The organism is Citrobacter sp. Cpo037 (genome assembly GCF_030332945.1).
In the GTDB taxonomy this organism is placed as follows: domain Bacteria; phylum Pseudomonadota; class Gammaproteobacteria; order Enterobacterales; family Enterobacteriaceae; genus Citrobacter; species Citrobacter portucalensis.
The window spans coordinates 53,426-70,046 of the sequence record NZ_JAOWGW010000025.1; the positions used below are offsets into that span (position 1 = coordinate 53,426).

The following is a 16,621-nucleotide window of genomic DNA, read 5'->3' on the forward strand; positions in this document are numbered from 1 at the left end:
TATTTGTCATTCAATTTATTTGATTGATGTGGTCAATTCTATTCGATTTTCTCTCACCAAAAAAAACGTGATACTTATCGCATCGACGGAACAACGTCTTCTTAAAGAACACTGACTAACAGAACAACCCTGCGAGAGATTAATCATGAAAAATATCAAATTTGCTGTTGCTGCCATCGCCCTGTCTACCCTGTCATTTGGCGTTTTCGCTGCCGAGCCGGTTTCCTCTACTCAGGCGCAAAACATGAACAAAATTGGTGTGGTATCTGCTGACGGCGCTACTACGCTGGACGGCCTGGAAGCCAAACTGGCTGAGAAAGCGAATGCAGCTGGTGCAACTGGCTACAGCATCACTTCCGCTATCGGCAAAGACAAAATGAGCGGCACCGCGGTTATCTATAAATAACCGAAAGATTACCTGTACGACCCAATGCTCCAACCCTCATTGACCCTGTTTGTTACCCTTTGTTTGCCCGTCCGCCACTAGACGGGCTTTTTTTTGCCTATTTTTCCAGCCGTTGACAGAATTCCTGCAACACGGTGTCTGGCATCCCAATTTGCAGTGCCGCCTCACAAATCGCTTGCCAGCTTCCGGCATCCAGCGGAATACCGTGTTCCAGCCGTTCCTCGCGAGTATTCACCTCCCACTCCCCAGGCAACAGGATCGGGGCATCTTCAGCATGCGGGGACGCTTTCACCCACTCAGCAAATGCCGCGACCTGGTTGTCGCAGTCCGGCGCGCCGAACAGTTGTGGATTCATAATGATGGTGGTCATACAGTTAATGATGGCGTCCGCGCTGGTCTGCAGGCTCTCTTCATGTGTGGTTTTACCGCCAGAAAGCGCACCGCCCATAATTTCGCACATCGCCGCCAGCGCATACCCCTTGTGCTCGGCAAAGGTCAGCAACGACCCCAGCGGAGAAACCTGCATTACCGCAGGATCGGTAGTGGGCACACCCGCCACATCAATCAGGCATCCTGGAGCCACCGGCTCGCCCTTATGCCATGCCACACGGGTTTTGCCAAACGCGATGGCGCTGGTTGCATAGTCCAGCAACAGTGGGAAGGTATTTTTGCGCGGGAATACGACGCAGAAGGGATTGGTGCCAAAACGGCTATCGCGGCCATGAAACGGTGCGACCATCGGGATCCCCACCACATTCACAAAATGCACCGAGACAAAACCTGCTGCCGCACATTGCTCCGCCCAGTAGCCAATACGGCCGATATGGTGCGAATTATGTAATGCCACAGCGGCGATTCCGTACTGACGCGCCTTTTCGATTCCAAGCGTTATTGCCTCGTGCGCCGCCACCTGACCAAACGCACAGTCGCCGTCAAGCGTAATCACCGCCCCCGCATCTTTTACCACTTTGGCATGACGGTTGATCTGCAGATGCCCCTGCGAGAATGAGCGAATATAGCTTGGGATCATACCGATGCCATGGGAGTCGTGACCGGCGAGGTTAGAGGCTATCAGATGGTCGGCCACCAGCCGCGCCTCCTGATCATTGCTTCCCATCTGATGAAAAACGGCCTGGATAAAGGCGTGCAGCGTTGGCACATGGAAGCGATGTCCACTGTTCATTGTTATCTCCTTTGTGTCGCGTGTTTGTTGTGTTTCTTATTTTTCAACAAACTATGCTGCGCCACGGTGCGCTGGAGGTCAATAAACGTGCAGAAATTTCACATTGCCGAAAAGAGAGAACCGACAGGCCAGGCAACAGGCCCGTCGGGATAACAAATGGTTTAGAAACTTTGCTCGACGCGGGCAAGTCCTTCAGCCAGTGAGACGGACTCACCGGTTGCCACCAGGCAGCAGGCCATCTGGATTTTCAACGATGCCGGAACAGGCTCGCTGCCAGCCAGACAACGCTCAATCCAGCGCGCGGTGGTTTCCGGGTCTTTTGCTACCGGTAGCGGTACCGGCTCGTCAGGCATCTCGCTCTGTCGGTCTTGTAGCACTCGCACACCGGATGAATCGATCAGGCTTATCTGCGGGCAACGCTGCGGGTTGGCATACACTTCGCCCTCGGTACCATGCATCAACAGGCCGCGCCCACCGATATCGCCGAAGAACTTCGCCACGCGCGAAACGTATTCCGGGTGGGACACGCTGGAAAGACGCAGCGCGGCATCTTCAGCAAACGGCGTGGCTAATTTAGCCAGCGTGTGCGCACTGTTACGCACACCCATGCGCCAGCGCATCGCCAGCTGTTTCTCCAGCGGAGGGCACAGCGCGCTCACCGGAATAAACACCGGCTCATGACCATCCAGCTTTGCCTGCGCCTGCCCGGCATGCAGCGTTGGCGTAATTCCCATCAGTTCGAAAATGGTTTCAGTCAGCACGCGGGTCGGATCCTCACTGACGCCGTGCACCACCACCGGGAAGCCAAGTTTATGCAATAAAATCGCCAGCAGCGGAGTCAAATTCGCCTGCTTGCGCGCACCATTGTAGCTGGGAATGACAATCGGCATGGGTTTGGCTACCGGCGGAGTCAGGCGAATGGTGTGGTTTTGCATCGCTTCGTAAAAGCCCAGCATCTCCGCTTCACCTTCGCCCTTGATACGTAGCGCAATCAGTACCCCGCCCATCTCGAGGTCAGGTACGTCGCCGTTCATCATATGGGTATACAGTCCGCGAGCGGTATCCTTGTCCAGGTCACGCGCGTGATTTTTTCCTCGCCCAATCTCTTTAATGATTTTGCGGTAATCCATCGATAACTCCTTGCCTGTTGCTCGCATCGTTAACGCCGACGGCGGCGCGTGGGTTTCGCTTTTTCTTTTGGTTTTACTATAACGTCTGGCACAGCAGGTTGCTCTATCGGAAATATGGGTAACGCGTTCAGTAAACGCTTGCCATAGCTTTTGGTCAATAAACGCTTGTCATAAATAACCACTTCTCCCCAGCAGCCATGGCTACGGATGAGTCGCCCAACCTGCTGGATCAAATTGAACGACGCCGCAGGCAGGCTCTGCACCTCGAAGGGGTAGCGGTTCAGGCTTTTCAACCACTCGCCCTCGGTGATCACCACCGGACTGTCGATAGGCGGAAAAGCAATTTTGTGAATATGCACCTGAGTCAGCAGATCGCCTTTCAAGTCCAGACCTTCAGCAAAAGATTGCAGCCCAACCAGCACGCTGCGCTCGCCGTTGGTCACCCGTTTGCGGTGCAACTCCACCAGACGGTAGCGCGGCTGATCGCCCTGCACCAACAACAGCAGGCGCAAATCGGTAACGTGCTCAAGAAAACGCTGCATCGCCCGACCGCTGGCAAAGAGTACCAGCATGCCCTGATGCTTTTTACTCTCCAGCTGTTCACGAAAATAGGCGGCCATTTCCGCGATATGCTGCTCTTCGTTATCAATTAACGGTTCATAGCGCATTTGCGGAATGACGATTTTGCCCTGTTCAACGTGATTAAACGGTGAATCCAGCGCGACAAACCGGTCTCCTGCTTTTTCCTTCAGACCGCTCATCTCCTGCAAACGCGAGAAGCTGTTGAGCGAGCGCAGCGTTGCGGAAGTGACAATAATATGCGGGACGCTACGCCACAGCAGTCGTTCTAGCTGATCGCTCACACGAATCCCCACGCAGTGGAACCAGACGTGGATCTGCCCGTCACGCACCTCGCGCGTCGCCCATTTACTTACCGGTGCACCTGACGACTGCGCGAGCGATGCCAGCCGCCACAGTTTGCTTTGCGCCTCAAACATGCCAAGCGCCCGGTTCATCTGCAAAATAACCCGATGCAGACGCACGATATCGTGAGTGCCGGTTTTTTCGCTGAGATCGTTGAGGAACAGTTCCGCCAGACCGCGCAGCATTTCTGTTAGCTTTGCCAGACGCTGACAAATCTCCATCACTTCCGTAGGCAATTCGCCCATCGCGAAGCGGTGTTCTGCCTCCTGGGTAGCGGGCATATACAGATTAAGAATGTTATTGAGCGATGAAATCAGCTCATACAGCTCCTCACAGTGACCGTTCAGACGCTCGGCATTTGCCAGTGGCGGCGTGGTCTTCGGGCGAAACTGCTCCAGGCAGGTAGCCACTAATTTGCAAAATAGATCCAACTGCAGTCGATACCAGGGAGCGCTGATTTCTGCGCTCATCTCCAGCGCATCGCGCGCGACATCCGGCAAATGGTGGCCTTCATCAAGTACCAGCAGTAGATTTTTCGGCTCCGGCAAAACGGCTTCGCTTTCCATGGCCGCCATTACCAGCGCATGATTAGCCACGACCACTTCAGCTTCCTGAATCTCCCGGCGGGCGACAAAAAAAGGGCATTCACGATAGTAGTGACAGTTGCGATTCAGACAGCTGGCTTTATCGGTGCTCAGACGCTGCCAGAGTCCGTCGTCGATAGCGATATCGGTGTGATCGCGCAGCCCGTCCCACTTGTAGCTGTCGAGATCGCCTTTTAGCCTGGCACAGCGCTTTTGTTCTTCCTGGTTGTTGGGCGTCAGGTCATCGTCGAGAAAAGCCAGCAGATCCTGCTGATTGGGTTCAGTGCTGGCCAGCGCCGCTAAGTTACGCGGGCAGACATAGCGTCCGCGACCAAACGCAGCGGTAAAACGCAGGTCGGGGATAATTTTGCGCAGCAGCGGTAAATCTTTGCTGTAGATCTGGTCCTGCAAAGCGACGTTGGCGGTACTGACCACCAGCGTTTTTTGTTCTTCACGCGCGATGGCAATACCGGGGATCAGATACGACAGGGTTTTCCCCACCCCGGTCGGTGCTTCAATCGCCAGATGTCGCCCTTCTTCCCCGGAGAGCGTTTTCGCGACGTCAGCAATCATCTGCCGCTGCGGCGCACGGGGGATAAAGTCGGGGATCTGTTCCTGAAGCGCCTTGTACCAGGCGGCGATTTGCGCTTTTAGCGCAGCCGTAAGTGCCATGAGAAAACCTGAAATACTGTATAAACAGCCACTATTGTGGCACATTTCAGGCGTTGGATGTACCTTTTTCCCCCATTCTGGAAAGCGCTTCGCAGCTCTGGCTTAAATTACCGGATGGCGGCTTACACCTTATCCGGCCTACAGTCAGGTACATTGCAGGCCGAATAAACGTGTCGGTTAATAGTATCCCAGCAGCTTCCACCACAGCATGCCCACTGCAAAAATGATAATCACATTTGCCGTTACCACACAGAGGTTAATTTTGTAAAAACGCGGTCGTTCAAAATAGCCCTGGGCAAAATAAATAGGACCAGGTCCGCCACCATACTCGGTATTCCCCCACATCAGATTACTAAAGATACCGAAGCAAATAGCAACCATCATCGGCGGTGCACCCGCAGCTATCGCCGTGGCCGCGAAAGGAGCATACAGCGCAGCTACGTGCCCGGTAGCCGTAGCAAAGAGATAGTGGACGTAAATGTAAAGGATCCCCAGCACAATAAAGGACTCAATCGCACCAAACCCTTGAATACCGCTGCCTAACTTTATTGTCATCCATTTAATAAAACCCAGATCGGCAAGTCCGGTCGCAAGGCTAATAATGACGCTAAACCAGATAACCGTATCCCAGGCTGCATGGTCATTAAGCAAACTTTTCCAGCTAACAGCACCCGAAGCAAACAGATAAGCAGCCAGCCCCAGCCCGACAGATGTGGCAGACAATCCAGTAATCAAACTGGTGCCCCAGCCAACCAGCGCCAGCACAAAACCAAACGCGACCTTTTTCTCGTTGCTGCTCATCGAACCGAGCTCACCGAGCGCCTGCTTACCCATCGCTTTTGCCTCTGGCGTACGCTTAAGCTCAGGATCCAATAATTTATAGACCAGTAGCGGCATCAGACAGAAACAAACCATCGCAGGGACTACTGCGGAAATAAACCATCCGCCCCAGGTTATCTCCATACCCAATGACGATTTCGCCAGGCTCGCTACCAGCGGATTCGCCGCCATCCCGGTGAGAAATATCGCCCCGGTAATCGGCGTAAACTGGAAGCACACCATGGTTAAGAAATCGCCAATACGTTTGCCCGTTACCCCTGGAGCGGAGCCCAACACATCATTGATGGAACGCGTGATGGGAAAAATTATGCCCCCGGACCGCGCAGTTACTGACGGCATTGCCGGGGCCATAATCAGATCGGAAACCCCCAGTGAGTAAGCAATACCCAGGCTGCTGCCGCCAAAGAGCGATAACATTTTATACGCAATACGTTTCCCCAGTCCTGACGTCACAAACCCCAGAGACAAGACGTAGGCGCAGAAAATGAGCCATACCGTACCGGACGCAAACCCTGACAGCGCCTTTGCCTCTGGTAACGTTTTGGTGAAAATAACCACGCAAAGTGCAATCAACATCACCGCCCCCGAAGGGAGCGGCTGAGTGAGAATGGCGGCAATGGTCGCGGCAAATATCGCGAACATATGCCAGGCCTGAGGCGTTAGACCATCAGGAACAGGATAAAACCAAATGATCGCGCCTATCGCCAGCGGTATCAGGAACGACAGAATGGATTTTCCCGTGACAGAATTCGTTGACATAAAAATATCCTTATTCCGTTAGCCCGAGAGCATTCATTTCCGCGACATGTATCTTGCTAATACCTGATCCACCATCGCCGGTGCCATTCCAAGGTAATTTGCTGGGTCGGTCAGTTTTTCAATCAACTGTGGGTCCAGTCGTTCAGAGACAGATGGCATCGCATTCAGCACATCAGCCAATCGTCCACCTTGTTCGTTGACGATACGACAGGCGTCATACACCACGTCATGTGCATCCTGACGACCAATATACGGAGCCAACCCCATCATGACCGCTTCAGCCACAATCAATCCGTTAGTCATGCCGAGGTTACGTTTCATCGCCTCTTCATCGACCACCAGCCCCGCCAGCATAAAGTTGGCCTGATGCAATGCCCCCGCGCTGAGAACGAAACTTTCTGGGATAGCAATCCATTCGGCATGCCACGGCCCGGTTGCGCGCTCCAGATCTTGCACCATCGCATCAAGCATCAACCCTGCCTGTTGGCGAACGCCTTTGGCACAGGCCAGCATCAGCTCACTGGAAATAGGGTTGCGTTTCTGCGGCATGGTACTGCTGGCGCCACGCCCTTTAACAAACGGCTCATACAGTTCGCCAAACTCGTTTGCTGCCAGCAGCATTACGTCGTAGGCAATCTTGCCCAGCGACCCGGTAATCACCGCTAACAGGTTCACCGCTTCGGCAAAACCATCACGCGCGACGTGCCAGGTGGATGTTGGGACATTTAGCCCAAGCTCTTCCATCATCGCTTTTTGTACCACGAGGCCTTTATACCCCAGTGATGCCAGCGTACCGGCTGCCCCCGCAAATTCGCCGACCAATACACGAGGACGCGCCTGGGTAAGACGTTCCGCGTGGCGTTCAAACATATCCAGCCAGATGGCAGTTTTGTAGCCAAAGGTCACGGGCAAAGCCTGTTGTAAATGGGTTCGCCCGGCCATCGGCGTATCACGGTAGCGGCGTGAAAGATCGGCCAGCGTGGCGCGGAGTTTGTCCATATCGGACTCAATGAGCGCAAAAGCATCACGAATTTGCAGAACCACTGCGGTGTCCATAATGTCCTGAGTGGTGGCCCCCCAGTGCACATAACCACCGGACTCGCCAGCCTGTTTAGAAATCTGGTGCACCAGCGGTAGGATCGGATAACCCACAATTTCGGTTTCATGGCGCAATAAATCAAAATCGAGCGTGTCAGCATTACATTTTTCTGCGATTTCCTGCGCCGCAGCCTCGGGTATCACACCGCAGCGTGCCTGGGCTTTGGCTAATGCCACTTCCACTTCCACGTATTTGCGCACCAGCTCACGATCGTCAAACACCGCGCGCATCGCCGGTGTGCCGAAAAAATCCCTGAACAGAACAGAATCAAGTACATTCGAAGCCATAAATCCCCCTGGAAAATCTGATAATGATAAGATGCGTGTTTACGGCAGTTTGTTGGATATTCAAATGCCGCCACAAATGTCCAGACATAAACAAATGTCCGTACATTTGAATGTACGGACATTAATAGTATTCATAAGAAATGTAGGGAATAGTCCGTACAAATTTTCGTGATAAAGATCACTAATATTTTGATGAAACTGCGATGAAAGAATCTCTGTACAAGCGAATAGCACGTGAACTGGCGCAGCAAATTGCGGTGGGAACTTTTGCCCCCGGTTCGCTGTTTCCTACGGAAATGGAACTGTGCGAAACATGGCAGGTCAGCCGCCACACCATGCGTGAGGCGTTAAGGGAATTAACAGAGCAAGGTCTGATATCACGGCGTAAAGGCGCGGGAACCCGCGTTTGCGAACCTAAGGCTAACGGCGTCAATCACCCGCTATCGCATCTTGAGGATCTGTTGCTGCTGGCCAAAAACAATCTGCGCGTCATCAAGAAAATCGATGAGATTGTGGCGGACATAGAGTTGTCCCAGATGATTGGCTGCCCGCCCGGTTCCCGTTGGCTGCACATTGCCAGCACTCGCGAAGATGCGCAAAACCCCGACGCGCCAATCTGCTGGACGGACAGTTATGCCAGCACGGATTACGCCAAACTGCGTACGTACATCCGTGACGACCCACACTCGTTAATCAGCGATTTGATCGAAACGCATTACGGTATTAAAAGCCATGAGGTGCATCAGACCATTACGGCTGTCGGCGTGCCCAAAAAGGTGGCAAAGATTCTCAATGTAGCACCTGATTCGCCAGCGATGAGAATCGTGCGTCGTTATCTGGACAGGGACGGGAAAGTATTTGAGACGACGATTTCGATTCACCCGGCAGGACGATATACCTGCTCAATCGTGCTGAAATCACAAAGTTCGGGGGAGTGATTGACCTATCCGGTCTACACAGTGTGTAGGCCGGATAGCGTGTTTATACTGCCATACAGCAAGGTGAATTACTGTGCTGCAGACGGTTTGCGCGGACGGCGCGGTGGACGAGGCTTATCGCCTACCGGTTTGCCTTCTCCGCTACGCGGTTTCGCTTTTGGCGCACCGCCATCCTGACGACGCGGCTGCTGGCCACGCCCTGCTCCGCCCTGCCCACGACCACCGCCGCCGCCACGCTGCTGGCGACCGTTCTGGATCGGCTCAGCTTTAATGGACGGATCTGGCTCGTAGCCTGGCGTTGCAATACGCGGGATCTCTTTTTTCAGCAACTTCTCGATATCACGCAACAGCTTGTGTTCATCGACGCACACCAGAGACAACGCTTCGCCGGTAGCGGCCGCACGACCGGTACGACCAATGCGGTGCACGTAGTCTTCCGGGACATTTGGCAGCTCGTAGTTCACCACGTGCGGTAACTCTTCAATGTCCAGACCACGCGCGGCAATATCGGTCGCTACCAGCACGCGAATATCACCGGATTTAAAATCAGCCAGCGCACGCGTACGCGCACCCTGAGATTTATTACCGTGGATAGCCGCACTGCGGATGCCGTCTTTATTCAGCTGCTCTGCCAGATGGTTCGCGCCATGTTTGGTACGGGTAAACACCAGCACCTGCTGCCAGTTGCCCTGACCAATCATCTGCGACAGCAGTTCACGTTTACGTTTTTTATCAACGAAATGAACGTGCTGAGTAACCTGCTCTGACGCGGTATTACGACGCGCCACTTCAATTTCCAGCGGGTTGTGCAACAGTTTTTCGGCCAGCGATTTAATGTCATCAGAGAACGTTGCCGAGAACAGCAGGTTCTGACGTTTTGCCGGCAGTTTTGCCAGAACGCGACGAATATCGTGAATAAAGCCCATATCCAGCATGCGGTCAGCTTCATCCAGTACCAGGATCTCAACCTGATCCAGTTTCACCGCATTCTGGTGTTCCAGATCGAGCAAACGACCCGGAGTGGCGATCAGCACATCTACGCCGCCACGCAGCTTCATCATCTGCGGGTTAATACTGACGCCACCGAAAACCACCAGCGAGCGAATATTCAGATACTTACTGTAATCACGGACGTTTTCGCCAATCTGGGCCGCCAGTTCGCGGGTTGGCGTGAGGATCAGCGCACGAACCGGACGGCGGCTTTTACCATGCGGCTGATTGGTGATCAGGTGCTGCAACAGCGGCAAGGTAAATCCTGCCGTTTTCCCCGTACCGGTCTGGGCGCTGGCCATCAGATCGCGGCCTTCCAGCACGGCAGGAATAGCCTGCTGCTGAATAGGGGTAGGTTCACGGTAACCCTGCTCGGCAACGGCACGTAAAATTTCAGGGTTTAAACCAAGGGAATCAAAAGACATAACAACTCCGAACCGCCCTGACCGTTACCGGTGTCGTTTTCAGGGAGATACATACAATAGAGATGACAAAAACCACAATGTCATGAAGGGGCGGAGTGTAGCAGTTTTTGTGATGTGCCGCATAAATTATCCCTTCACTGGAAAATAACGCTCCGGACTGGACAAGGCTACACATCAGTCATAATCTTAATCAATCGATTGATTAAGATCAGAGTCGTGCCATGAATACACCCACCATGACAACCAAAGGTGAACAGGCGAAGAACCAGCTCATTGCCGCCGCATTGGCGCAATTCGGCGAGTATGGTCTGCACGCCACGACGCGCGATATCGCTGCACAGGCCGGGCAAAACATTGCGGCTATCACCTACTATTTTGGCTCAAAAGAGGATTTATATCTCGCCTGCGCCCAGTGGATTGCGGATTTTATCGGTGCACAGTTTCGCCCGCACGCTGAAGAGGCCGAGCGTTTATTCGCCCAACCAGAGCCGGACCGTGGCGCGATGCGCGAACTGATCCTGCGCGCCTGCAAAAATATGATCATGCTGTTAACTCAGGACGACACCGTTAACCTGAGCAAATTTATCTCGCGTGAACAGCTTTCCCCCACCGCGGCTTATCAACTGGTGCACGACCAGGTTATCAATCCGCTGCATACACATCTGACGCGCCTGATTGCCGCCTATACGGGCGGCGATGCCAATGATACCCAAATGATTCTGCACACCCACGCCATTCTCGGCGAGGTGCTGGCTTTTCGTCTGGGGAAAGAAACCATTCTGTTGCGTACGGGCTGGTCACAATTTGATGAGGATAAAACCGCGCTGATTGACCAAACGATCACCTGTCACATCGATCTTATTCTGCAAGGTTTAACGCAAAGGAGTCTGGAGTCATGAAAAAACCTGTCGTTCTCGGGCTGGTTATCGCGGCCCTCGTTGCCGTGATTGCCGGTGGAACGTGGTGGTATCAAAGTCGGCAAGATAATGGTTTAACACTGTACGGCAATGTCGATATCCGTAGCGTCAACCTGAGTTTTCGCGTCGGCGGCAGGCTGGCCTCGCTGGCGGTTGACGAAGGCGATGCCATTACCGCCGGTCAGGTGCTGGGTGAACTGGACCGCGCACCGTATGAAAACGCATTGATGCAGGCAAAAGCCAACGTTGCCGCCGCACAGGCACAATACGATCTGATGCTGGCAGGGTATCGCGAAGAAGAGATCGCGCAAACCGCGGCAGCAGTCAAACAGGCGCAGGCCGCCTATGATTACGCGCAGAACTTTTACAATCGGCAGGTCGGATTGTGGAAAAGCCGCACCATTTCTGCCAACGATCTGGAAAACGCCCGTTCATCTCGCGATCAGGCGTTAGCTTCGCTTAAATCCGCACAGGATAAACTCACGCAATATCGCAGCGGTAATCGTGTGCAGGACATCGAGCAGGCGAAAGCCACGCTCGAACAAGCTCAGGCCGAGCTGGCACAGGCAGAGCTTAATTTGCATGACACCACGCTGACCTCGCCGTCTGACGGCACGCTTCTCACCCGTGCGGTTGAACCCGGCAGCATGCTGAACGAAGGGGGCACAGTACTGACGCTGTCGCTCACGCGTCCGGTTTGGGTTCGTGCTTACGTTGACGAACGAAATCTGAGCCAGGCGCAGCCAGGACGTGAGATCCTGCTCTATACCGATGGCCGACCGGACAAACCGTATCACGGCAAAATCGGCTTCGTTTCTCCTACCGCCGAATTTACCCCGAAAACGGTCGAGACTCCTGACCTGCGTACCGACCTGGTTTATCGCCTGCGAATTGTCGTCACCGACGCGGACGATTCGCTGCGCCAGGGAATGCCGGTAACGATTAAGTTTGGCGATGAGGCACGGCATGAATGACGCCGTCATTACGCTTAAAGGGCTGACGAAAAACTTTGCCGGAATGGAAAAGCCGGCCGTCGCCCCGCTCGACTGTACCGTTCATGCGGGCTACGTGACCGGACTTGTCGGGCCTGACGGCGCGGGCAAAACCACGCTGATGCGAATGCTGGCGGGATTATTAAAACCTGATGCCGGAAGTGCTGCGGTGATTGGTTTTGACCCCATCAAAGACGACAGCGCGCTGCATGCGGTGCTGGGCTATATGCCGCAGAAATTTGGTCTGTACGAAGATTTAACCGTCATGGAGAACCTCAATCTCTATGCCGACTTACGCAGCGTCACCGGTGAAGCGCGAGAAAAAACCTTTGCCCGACTACTGGAGTTTACCTCGTTAGGGCCGTTTACCGGGCGACTGGCGGGCAAGCTTTCTGGCGGCATGAAGCAGAAGCTCGGGCTTGCCTGTACGCTGGTTGGCGAACCCAAAGTGTTGCTGCTGGATGAGCCAGGCGTGGGTGTCGACCCTATTTCCCGTCGCGAACTGTGGCAAATGGTCCACGAACTGGCCGGGGACGGCATGCTGATCCTCTGGAGTACGTCGTATCTGGATGAAGCAGAGCAATGCCGTGATGTGCTGCTGATGAACGAAGGTGAACTGTTATACCAGGGCGATCCTACTCAGCTTACGCAAACCATGGCGGGTCGTAGCTTCCTGATGAGCAGTCCACAGGAAAACAACCGCCGACTGCTGCAACGCGCGTTAAAGCTGCCGCTGGTCAGCGACGGAATGATTCAGGGCAAATCCGTCCGTTTAATCCTGAAAAAAGAGGCTACTGCTCAGCAGATCCAAAACGCTGACGGCATGCCGGAGATAACCATCAACGAAACAGCCCCCCGCTTCGAAGATGCCTTTATCGATTTACTCGGCGGAGCCGGAACATCGGAGTCCCCGCTGGGCGCTATCCTGCATACCGTGGAAGGCACGCCTGGTGAAACGGTGATCGAAGCCAAAGCGTTGACCAAGAAATTTGGCGATTTTGCCGCTACCGACCACGTAGACTTTGCCGTGCAGCGCGGCGAGATTTTTGGTCTGTTAGGCCCTAATGGCGCTGGCAAATCCACCACCTTTAAAATGATGTGCGGCCTGCTGGTCCCCACTTCCGGCAAAGCGCTGGTGCTGGATATGGACCTGAAAGTCAGCTCCGGCAAAGCGCGTCAGCATCTGGGCTATATGGCGCAGAAATTCTCCCTGTACGGTAACCTGACGGTTGAACAGAATCTCCGCTTTTTCTCCGGCGTCTACGGCCTGCGCGGTCGGGCGCAGAAAGAGAAAATCGATCGTATGAGCGAGGCATTTGGCCTGAAAAGTATCGCCTCCCACGCCACCGACGAACTGCCGCTGGGCTTTAAGCAGCGTCTGGCGCTGGCCTGCTCGCTGATGCATGAACCCGACATTCTGTTCCTTGATGAACCCACTTCTGGGGTCGATCCCCTCACCCGCCGCGAGTTCTGGTTGCATATCAACAGCATGGTGGAAAAAGGCGTCACGGTGATGGTGACCACCCACTTTATGGATGAGGCGGAATACTGCGATCGCATCGGGTTGGTATATCGCGGCAAGCTGATTGCCAGCGGTACGCCAGACGACCTGAAGGCTCAGGCTGCCGACAGCGACACGCCGGACCCGACCATGGAACAGGCGTTCATCACGCTAATCAATGACTGGGATAAGGAGCATACGCATGAGTAACTCCGCTCTCTCCTGGCGTCGCGTACGTGCGCTTTGCGTGAAAGAGACGCGCCAGATCGTCCGCGATCCCAGCAGTTGGCTGATTGCGGTGGTGATCCCGCTGCTGCTGCTGTTTATCTTCGGCTACGGGATCAACCTCGACTCCAGCAAGCTGCGGGTAGGGATTTTGCTCGAACAGCAGAGCGAAGAGGCGCTGGATTTTACCCATACCATGACCGGTTCGCCGTATATTGACGCCACCATCAGCGATAATCGCCAGGAACTGATTGAGAAAATGCAGGCCGGGCGCATTCGCGGGCTGGTGGTGATCCCGGTGGATTTTGCCCAGCAGATGGCACGACCCAATGACGTGGCACCGATCCAGGTGATCACCGACGGCAGCGAACCCAATACCGCCAACTTTGTGCAGGGTTATGTCGAAGGCATCTGGCAAATCTGGCAGCAACAGCGGGCAGAAGATCGTGGGGAATCGTTCAAACCATTGATCGACGTGCAGACCCGTTACTGGTTTAACCCGGCGGCCATCAGCCAGCACTTTATTATTCCCGGGGCGGTCACCATCATCATGACGGTGATTGGCGCCATCCTCACCTCATTAGTGGTGGCGCGCGAATGGGAGCGCGGCACCATGGAAGCGCTGCTGTCTACCGAAGTCACCCGCGTCGAGCTACTGCTGTGCAAACTGATCCCGTATTACTTTCTGGGCATGCTGGCGATGCTGCTGTGTATGCTGGTGTCGGTGTTTATTCTTGGCGTGCCCTACCGCGGCTCGTTGCTGATCCTGTTTTTAATTACCAGCCTGTTTCTGCTCAGTACGCTGGGTATGGGGTTGCTTATTTCCACCATCACCCGCAACCAGTTTAACGCCGCGCAGGTCGCGCTGAACGCCGCCTTCCTGCCCTCGATTATGTTATCGGGTTTTATCTTCCAGATAGACAGCATGCCCGCGATTATCCGGGCGGTAACCTACATTATTCCGGCGCGTTATTTCGTCAGCACCCTGCAAAGCCTGTTCCTGGCGGGCAATATTCCGGTGGTGCTGATTATCAACGTGCTGTTTTTAATCGCTTCGGCGGTGATGTTTATTGGCCTGACGTGGCTTAAAACCAAACGTCGGCTGGATTAAATATGTGTATGGATAATTGTAGCCGTAGGCCGGATAAGGCGTTCACGTCGCCATCCGGCATTATGCCTGATGCGCTTTGCTTATCAGGCCTACAAACTGGACTGAGAGGACGGGCATGTTTCATCGCTTATGGACATTAATTCGCAAAGAGCTGCAATCGCTATTACGCGAACCGCAGACGCGAGCCATTCTGATTTTACCGGTGCTGATTCAGGTTATCCTGTTCCCGTTCGCGGCAACGCTGGAAGTCACCAACGCCACAATTGCTATCTATAACGAAGACAACGGTAAACATTCGGTTGAGCTTACCCAGCGCTTCGCCCGCGCCAGCGCTTTTACGCATGTTCTGCTGCTGAAAAGCCCGCAGGAGATCCAGCCCACCATCGACACGCAAAAAGCCCTGCTGTTGGTGCGTTTCCCGGCCAATTTTTCGCGTAATCTGGATACCTTCCAGCAGGCACCCATGCAGATTATCCTAGACGGGCGAAACTCCAACAGCGCGCAAATTGCCGCGAATTACCTGCAGCAAATCGTTAAGGAGTATCAGCAGGAGCTGATGGACGGCAAGCCGAAACCGAACAACAGTGAGCTGGTAGTGCGTAACTGGTACAACCCGAATCTGGATTACAAATGGTTTGTGGTTCCGTCGCTGATCGCCATGATCACCACCATCGGCGTAATGATCGTCACCTCGCTCTCGGTTGCCCGCGAGCGTGAGCAAGGCACACTGGATCAACTGCTGGTTTCCCCGCTGACCACCTGGCAGATTTTTATCGGTAAAGCGGTGCCCGCGCTCATTGTGGCTACTTTTCAGGCCACCATTGTGCTGGCGATCGGTATCTGGGCTTATCACATTCCGTTTGCCGGTTCATTGGGGCTGTTCTATTTCACAATGGTGATTTACGGGCTGTCGCTGGTTGGCTTTGGTCTGCTGATTTCGTCACTGTGCGCCACCCAGCAGCAGGCGTTTATCGGCGTGTTTGTGTTTATGATGCCGGCGATTTTACTCTCGGGCTACGTCTCACCGGTCGAAAACATGCCGGTCTGGTTGCAGAATCTGACGTGGATAAACCCGATCCGCCATTTTACGGACATCACGAAACAAATTTACCTGAAAGATGCGAGTTTGAAGATTGTCTGGGGAAGCTTGTGGCCGCTGTTGGTGATAGCGGCCACGACCGGATCAGCGGCGTATGCGATGTTTAGACGCAAGGTGATGTAGCTTTTTGTCTTTCGCCAGCAGCGAGACCACGGCGGGTCCGGCAAGGATTACCAGCCCCGCCAGTGCCAGCAAGACGTTGTTTTGCAGCACACGCGACAGCAGCCACAGCACGATCATTGCGGCACCGAAATACCACGTCGTGGTCAACTCTTCCAGCACATCAGCCACGTCGCGCCAGCGCTGTTCGTGGTGACGTTGCAATGCCAGCATCAATAAAACCGTAACGCCGTACACGACGCACAATCCCAGGCCGACATGCACCAGTCTGCCGCTCATCCAGCCCATTACCAGCAACGCCACTACCAGTAAATGCAACACTATCTGCCAGCAACTTAGACCCGTTGCGACACGAACACGTTGTTGCCACCTCATGGCTATTCTCCTGAAGGATTTTCGACTAATTGTTCAGAGTACCG

The 16,621-nt window shown here is 54.1% G+C and carries 14 protein-coding genes; 7 read left to right on the forward strand and 7 right to left on the reverse strand.

The window, feature by feature from the left end:
- The first annotated feature begins 145 nt into the window (after nucleotides 1-145).
- Nucleotides 146-406 (forward strand): DUF1471 family protein YbiJ, encoded by a 261-nt coding sequence (ybiJ, locus tag OGX94_RS01895; RefSeq protein WP_003831561.1) that lies wholly within the window; start codon nucleotides 146-148, stop codon nucleotides 404-406.
- Nucleotides 407-503: 97 nt separating this feature from the next.
- On the opposite strand, the gene OGX94_RS01900 is transcribed toward ybiJ, so the two are convergent.
- The 5 genes from OGX94_RS01900 to OGX94_RS01920 all read right to left on the reverse strand — a co-directional run bounded on the left by OGX94_RS01900 (nucleotide 504) and on the right by OGX94_RS01920 (nucleotide 7,884).
- Entirely contained in the window at nucleotides 504-1,589 is a 1,086-nt protein-coding gene (locus OGX94_RS01900) for a malate/lactate/ureidoglycolate dehydrogenase (RefSeq protein ID WP_003831560.1), read from the reverse strand.
- A gap of 161 nt (nucleotides 1,590-1,750) precedes the next feature.
- Complete coding sequence (gene ybiB / locus OGX94_RS01905) at nucleotides 1,751-2,719, reverse strand: DNA-binding protein YbiB (protein WP_198578990.1); 969 nt, start codon at nucleotides 2,717-2,719, stop codon at nucleotides 1,751-1,753.
- A 29-nt stretch (nucleotides 2,720-2,748) separates the two neighbouring features.
- The gene (gene dinG / locus OGX94_RS01910) at nucleotides 2,749-4,899 is read right to left on the reverse strand and encodes an ATP-dependent DNA helicase DinG (protein WP_071445151.1); all 2,151 of its coding nucleotides are present in this window, start codon (nucleotides 4,897-4,899) and stop codon (nucleotides 2,749-2,751) included.
- Between the two features lie 177 nt (nucleotides 4,900-5,076).
- The gene (locus OGX94_RS01915) at nucleotides 5,077-6,498 is read right to left on the reverse strand and encodes a DASS family sodium-coupled anion symporter (RefSeq protein WP_003831557.1); all 1,422 of its coding nucleotides are present in this window, start codon (nucleotides 6,496-6,498) and stop codon (nucleotides 5,077-5,079) included.
- Between the two features lie 33 nt (nucleotides 6,499-6,531).
- Nucleotides 6,532-7,884 carry a class-II fumarase/aspartase family protein gene (locus OGX94_RS01920; protein ID WP_286568570.1) on the reverse strand — a complete coding sequence of 451 codons (1,353 nt, stop codon included), beginning with the start codon at nucleotides 7,882-7,884 and terminating at the stop codon, nucleotides 6,532-6,534.
- A gap of 203 nt (nucleotides 7,885-8,087) precedes the next feature.
- Here OGX94_RS01920 and OGX94_RS01925 point away from each other — a divergent pair, with 203 nt between their 5' ends.
- Nucleotides 8,088-8,822 carry a GntR family transcriptional regulator gene (locus tag OGX94_RS01925; RefSeq protein WP_003831553.1) on the forward strand — a complete coding sequence of 245 codons (735 nt, stop codon included), beginning with the start codon at nucleotides 8,088-8,090 and terminating at the stop codon, nucleotides 8,820-8,822.
- A 68-nt stretch (nucleotides 8,823-8,890) separates the two neighbouring features.
- Here the strand turns inward: OGX94_RS01925 and rhlE are convergent, their stop codons facing one another.
- Nucleotides 8,891-10,237, reverse strand: a complete 1,347-nt coding sequence (rhlE, locus tag OGX94_RS01930; protein ID WP_197385115.1) for an ATP-dependent RNA helicase RhlE — start codon at nucleotides 10,235-10,237, stop codon at nucleotides 8,891-8,893.
- Between the two features lie 221 nt (nucleotides 10,238-10,458).
- Here rhlE and cecR point away from each other — a divergent pair, with 221 nt between their 5' ends.
- The 5 genes from cecR to OGX94_RS01955 all read left to right on the forward strand — a co-directional run bounded on the left by cecR (nucleotide 10,459) and on the right by OGX94_RS01955 (nucleotide 16,205).
- Nucleotides 10,459-11,136 carry a transcriptional regulator CecR gene (gene cecR / locus OGX94_RS01935; RefSeq protein ID WP_003831550.1) on the forward strand — a complete coding sequence of 226 codons (678 nt, stop codon included), beginning with the start codon at nucleotides 10,459-10,461 and terminating at the stop codon, nucleotides 11,134-11,136.
- The gene (gene hlyD / locus OGX94_RS01940; RefSeq protein ID WP_003831548.1) at nucleotides 11,133-12,128 is read left to right on the forward strand and encodes a secretion protein HlyD; all 996 of its coding nucleotides are present in this window, start codon (nucleotides 11,133-11,135) and stop codon (nucleotides 12,126-12,128) included. Before cecR ends, hlyD begins: the two co-directional genes overlap by 4 nt.
- Entirely contained in the window at nucleotides 12,121-13,857 is a 1,737-nt protein-coding gene (locus OGX94_RS01945) for an ATP-binding cassette domain-containing protein (protein ID WP_003831546.1), read from the forward strand. Before hlyD ends, OGX94_RS01945 begins: the two co-directional genes overlap by 8 nt.
- Nucleotides 13,850-14,983, forward strand: a complete 1,134-nt coding sequence (locus tag OGX94_RS01950; protein WP_286568573.1) for an ABC transporter permease — start codon at nucleotides 13,850-13,852, stop codon at nucleotides 14,981-14,983. Before OGX94_RS01945 ends, OGX94_RS01950 begins: the two co-directional genes overlap by 8 nt.
- Nucleotides 14,984-15,098: 115 nt before the next feature.
- A complete protein-coding gene (locus OGX94_RS01955; protein ID WP_003831543.1) occupies nucleotides 15,099-16,205 on the forward strand; it encodes an ABC transporter permease in 1,107 nt (368 codons plus the stop codon).
- Here OGX94_RS01955 and OGX94_RS01960 read toward each other — a convergent pair.
- Nucleotides 16,167-16,577, reverse strand: a complete 411-nt coding sequence (locus OGX94_RS01960; protein ID WP_003831542.1) for a YbhQ family protein — start codon at nucleotides 16,575-16,577, stop codon at nucleotides 16,167-16,169. The genes OGX94_RS01955 and OGX94_RS01960 overlap by 39 nt on opposite strands.
- Between the last annotated feature and the right edge of the window lie 44 nt (nucleotides 16,578-16,621).

Excerpts from the sequence above, each read along its gene's own strand:
- ybiJ (WP_003831561.1), top strand. The coding sequence starts at position 146 with ATGAAAAATATCAAATTTGCTGTTGCTGCCATCGCCCTGTCTACCCTG.
- OGX94_RS01900 (WP_003831560.1), bottom strand. The coding sequence starts at position 1,589 with ATGAACAGTGGACATCGCTTCCATGTGCCAACGCTGCACGCCTTTATC.
- ybiB (WP_198578990.1), bottom strand. The coding sequence starts at position 2,719 with ATGGATTACCGCAAAATCATTAAAGAGATTGGGCGAGGAAAAAATCAC.
- dinG (WP_071445151.1), bottom strand. The coding sequence starts at position 4,899 with ATGGCACTTACGGCTGCGCTAAAAGCGCAAATCGCCGCCTGGTACAAG.
- OGX94_RS01915 (WP_003831557.1), bottom strand. The coding sequence starts at position 6,498 with ATGTCAACGAATTCTGTCACGGGAAAATCCATTCTGTCGTTCCTGATA.
- OGX94_RS01920 (WP_286568570.1), bottom strand. The coding sequence starts at position 7,884 with ATGGCTTCGAATGTACTTGATTCTGTTCTGTTCAGGGATTTTTTCGGC.
- OGX94_RS01925 (WP_003831553.1), top strand. The coding sequence starts at position 8,088 with ATGAAAGAATCTCTGTACAAGCGAATAGCACGTGAACTGGCGCAGCAA.
- rhlE (WP_197385115.1), bottom strand. The coding sequence starts at position 10,237 with ATGTCTTTTGATTCCCTTGGTTTAAACCCTGAAATTTTACGTGCCGTT.
- cecR (WP_003831550.1), top strand. The coding sequence starts at position 10,459 with ATGAATACACCCACCATGACAACCAAAGGTGAACAGGCGAAGAACCAG.
- hlyD (WP_003831548.1), top strand. The coding sequence starts at position 11,133 with ATGAAAAAACCTGTCGTTCTCGGGCTGGTTATCGCGGCCCTCGTTGCC.
- OGX94_RS01945 (WP_003831546.1), top strand. The coding sequence starts at position 12,121 with ATGAATGACGCCGTCATTACGCTTAAAGGGCTGACGAAAAACTTTGCC.
- OGX94_RS01950 (WP_286568573.1), top strand. The coding sequence starts at position 13,850 with ATGAGTAACTCCGCTCTCTCCTGGCGTCGCGTACGTGCGCTTTGCGTG.
- OGX94_RS01955 (WP_003831543.1), top strand. The coding sequence starts at position 15,099 with ATGTTTCATCGCTTATGGACATTAATTCGCAAAGAGCTGCAATCGCTA.
- OGX94_RS01960 (WP_003831542.1), bottom strand. The coding sequence starts at position 16,577 with ATGAGGTGGCAACAACGTGTTCGTGTCGCAACGGGTCTAAGTTGCTGG.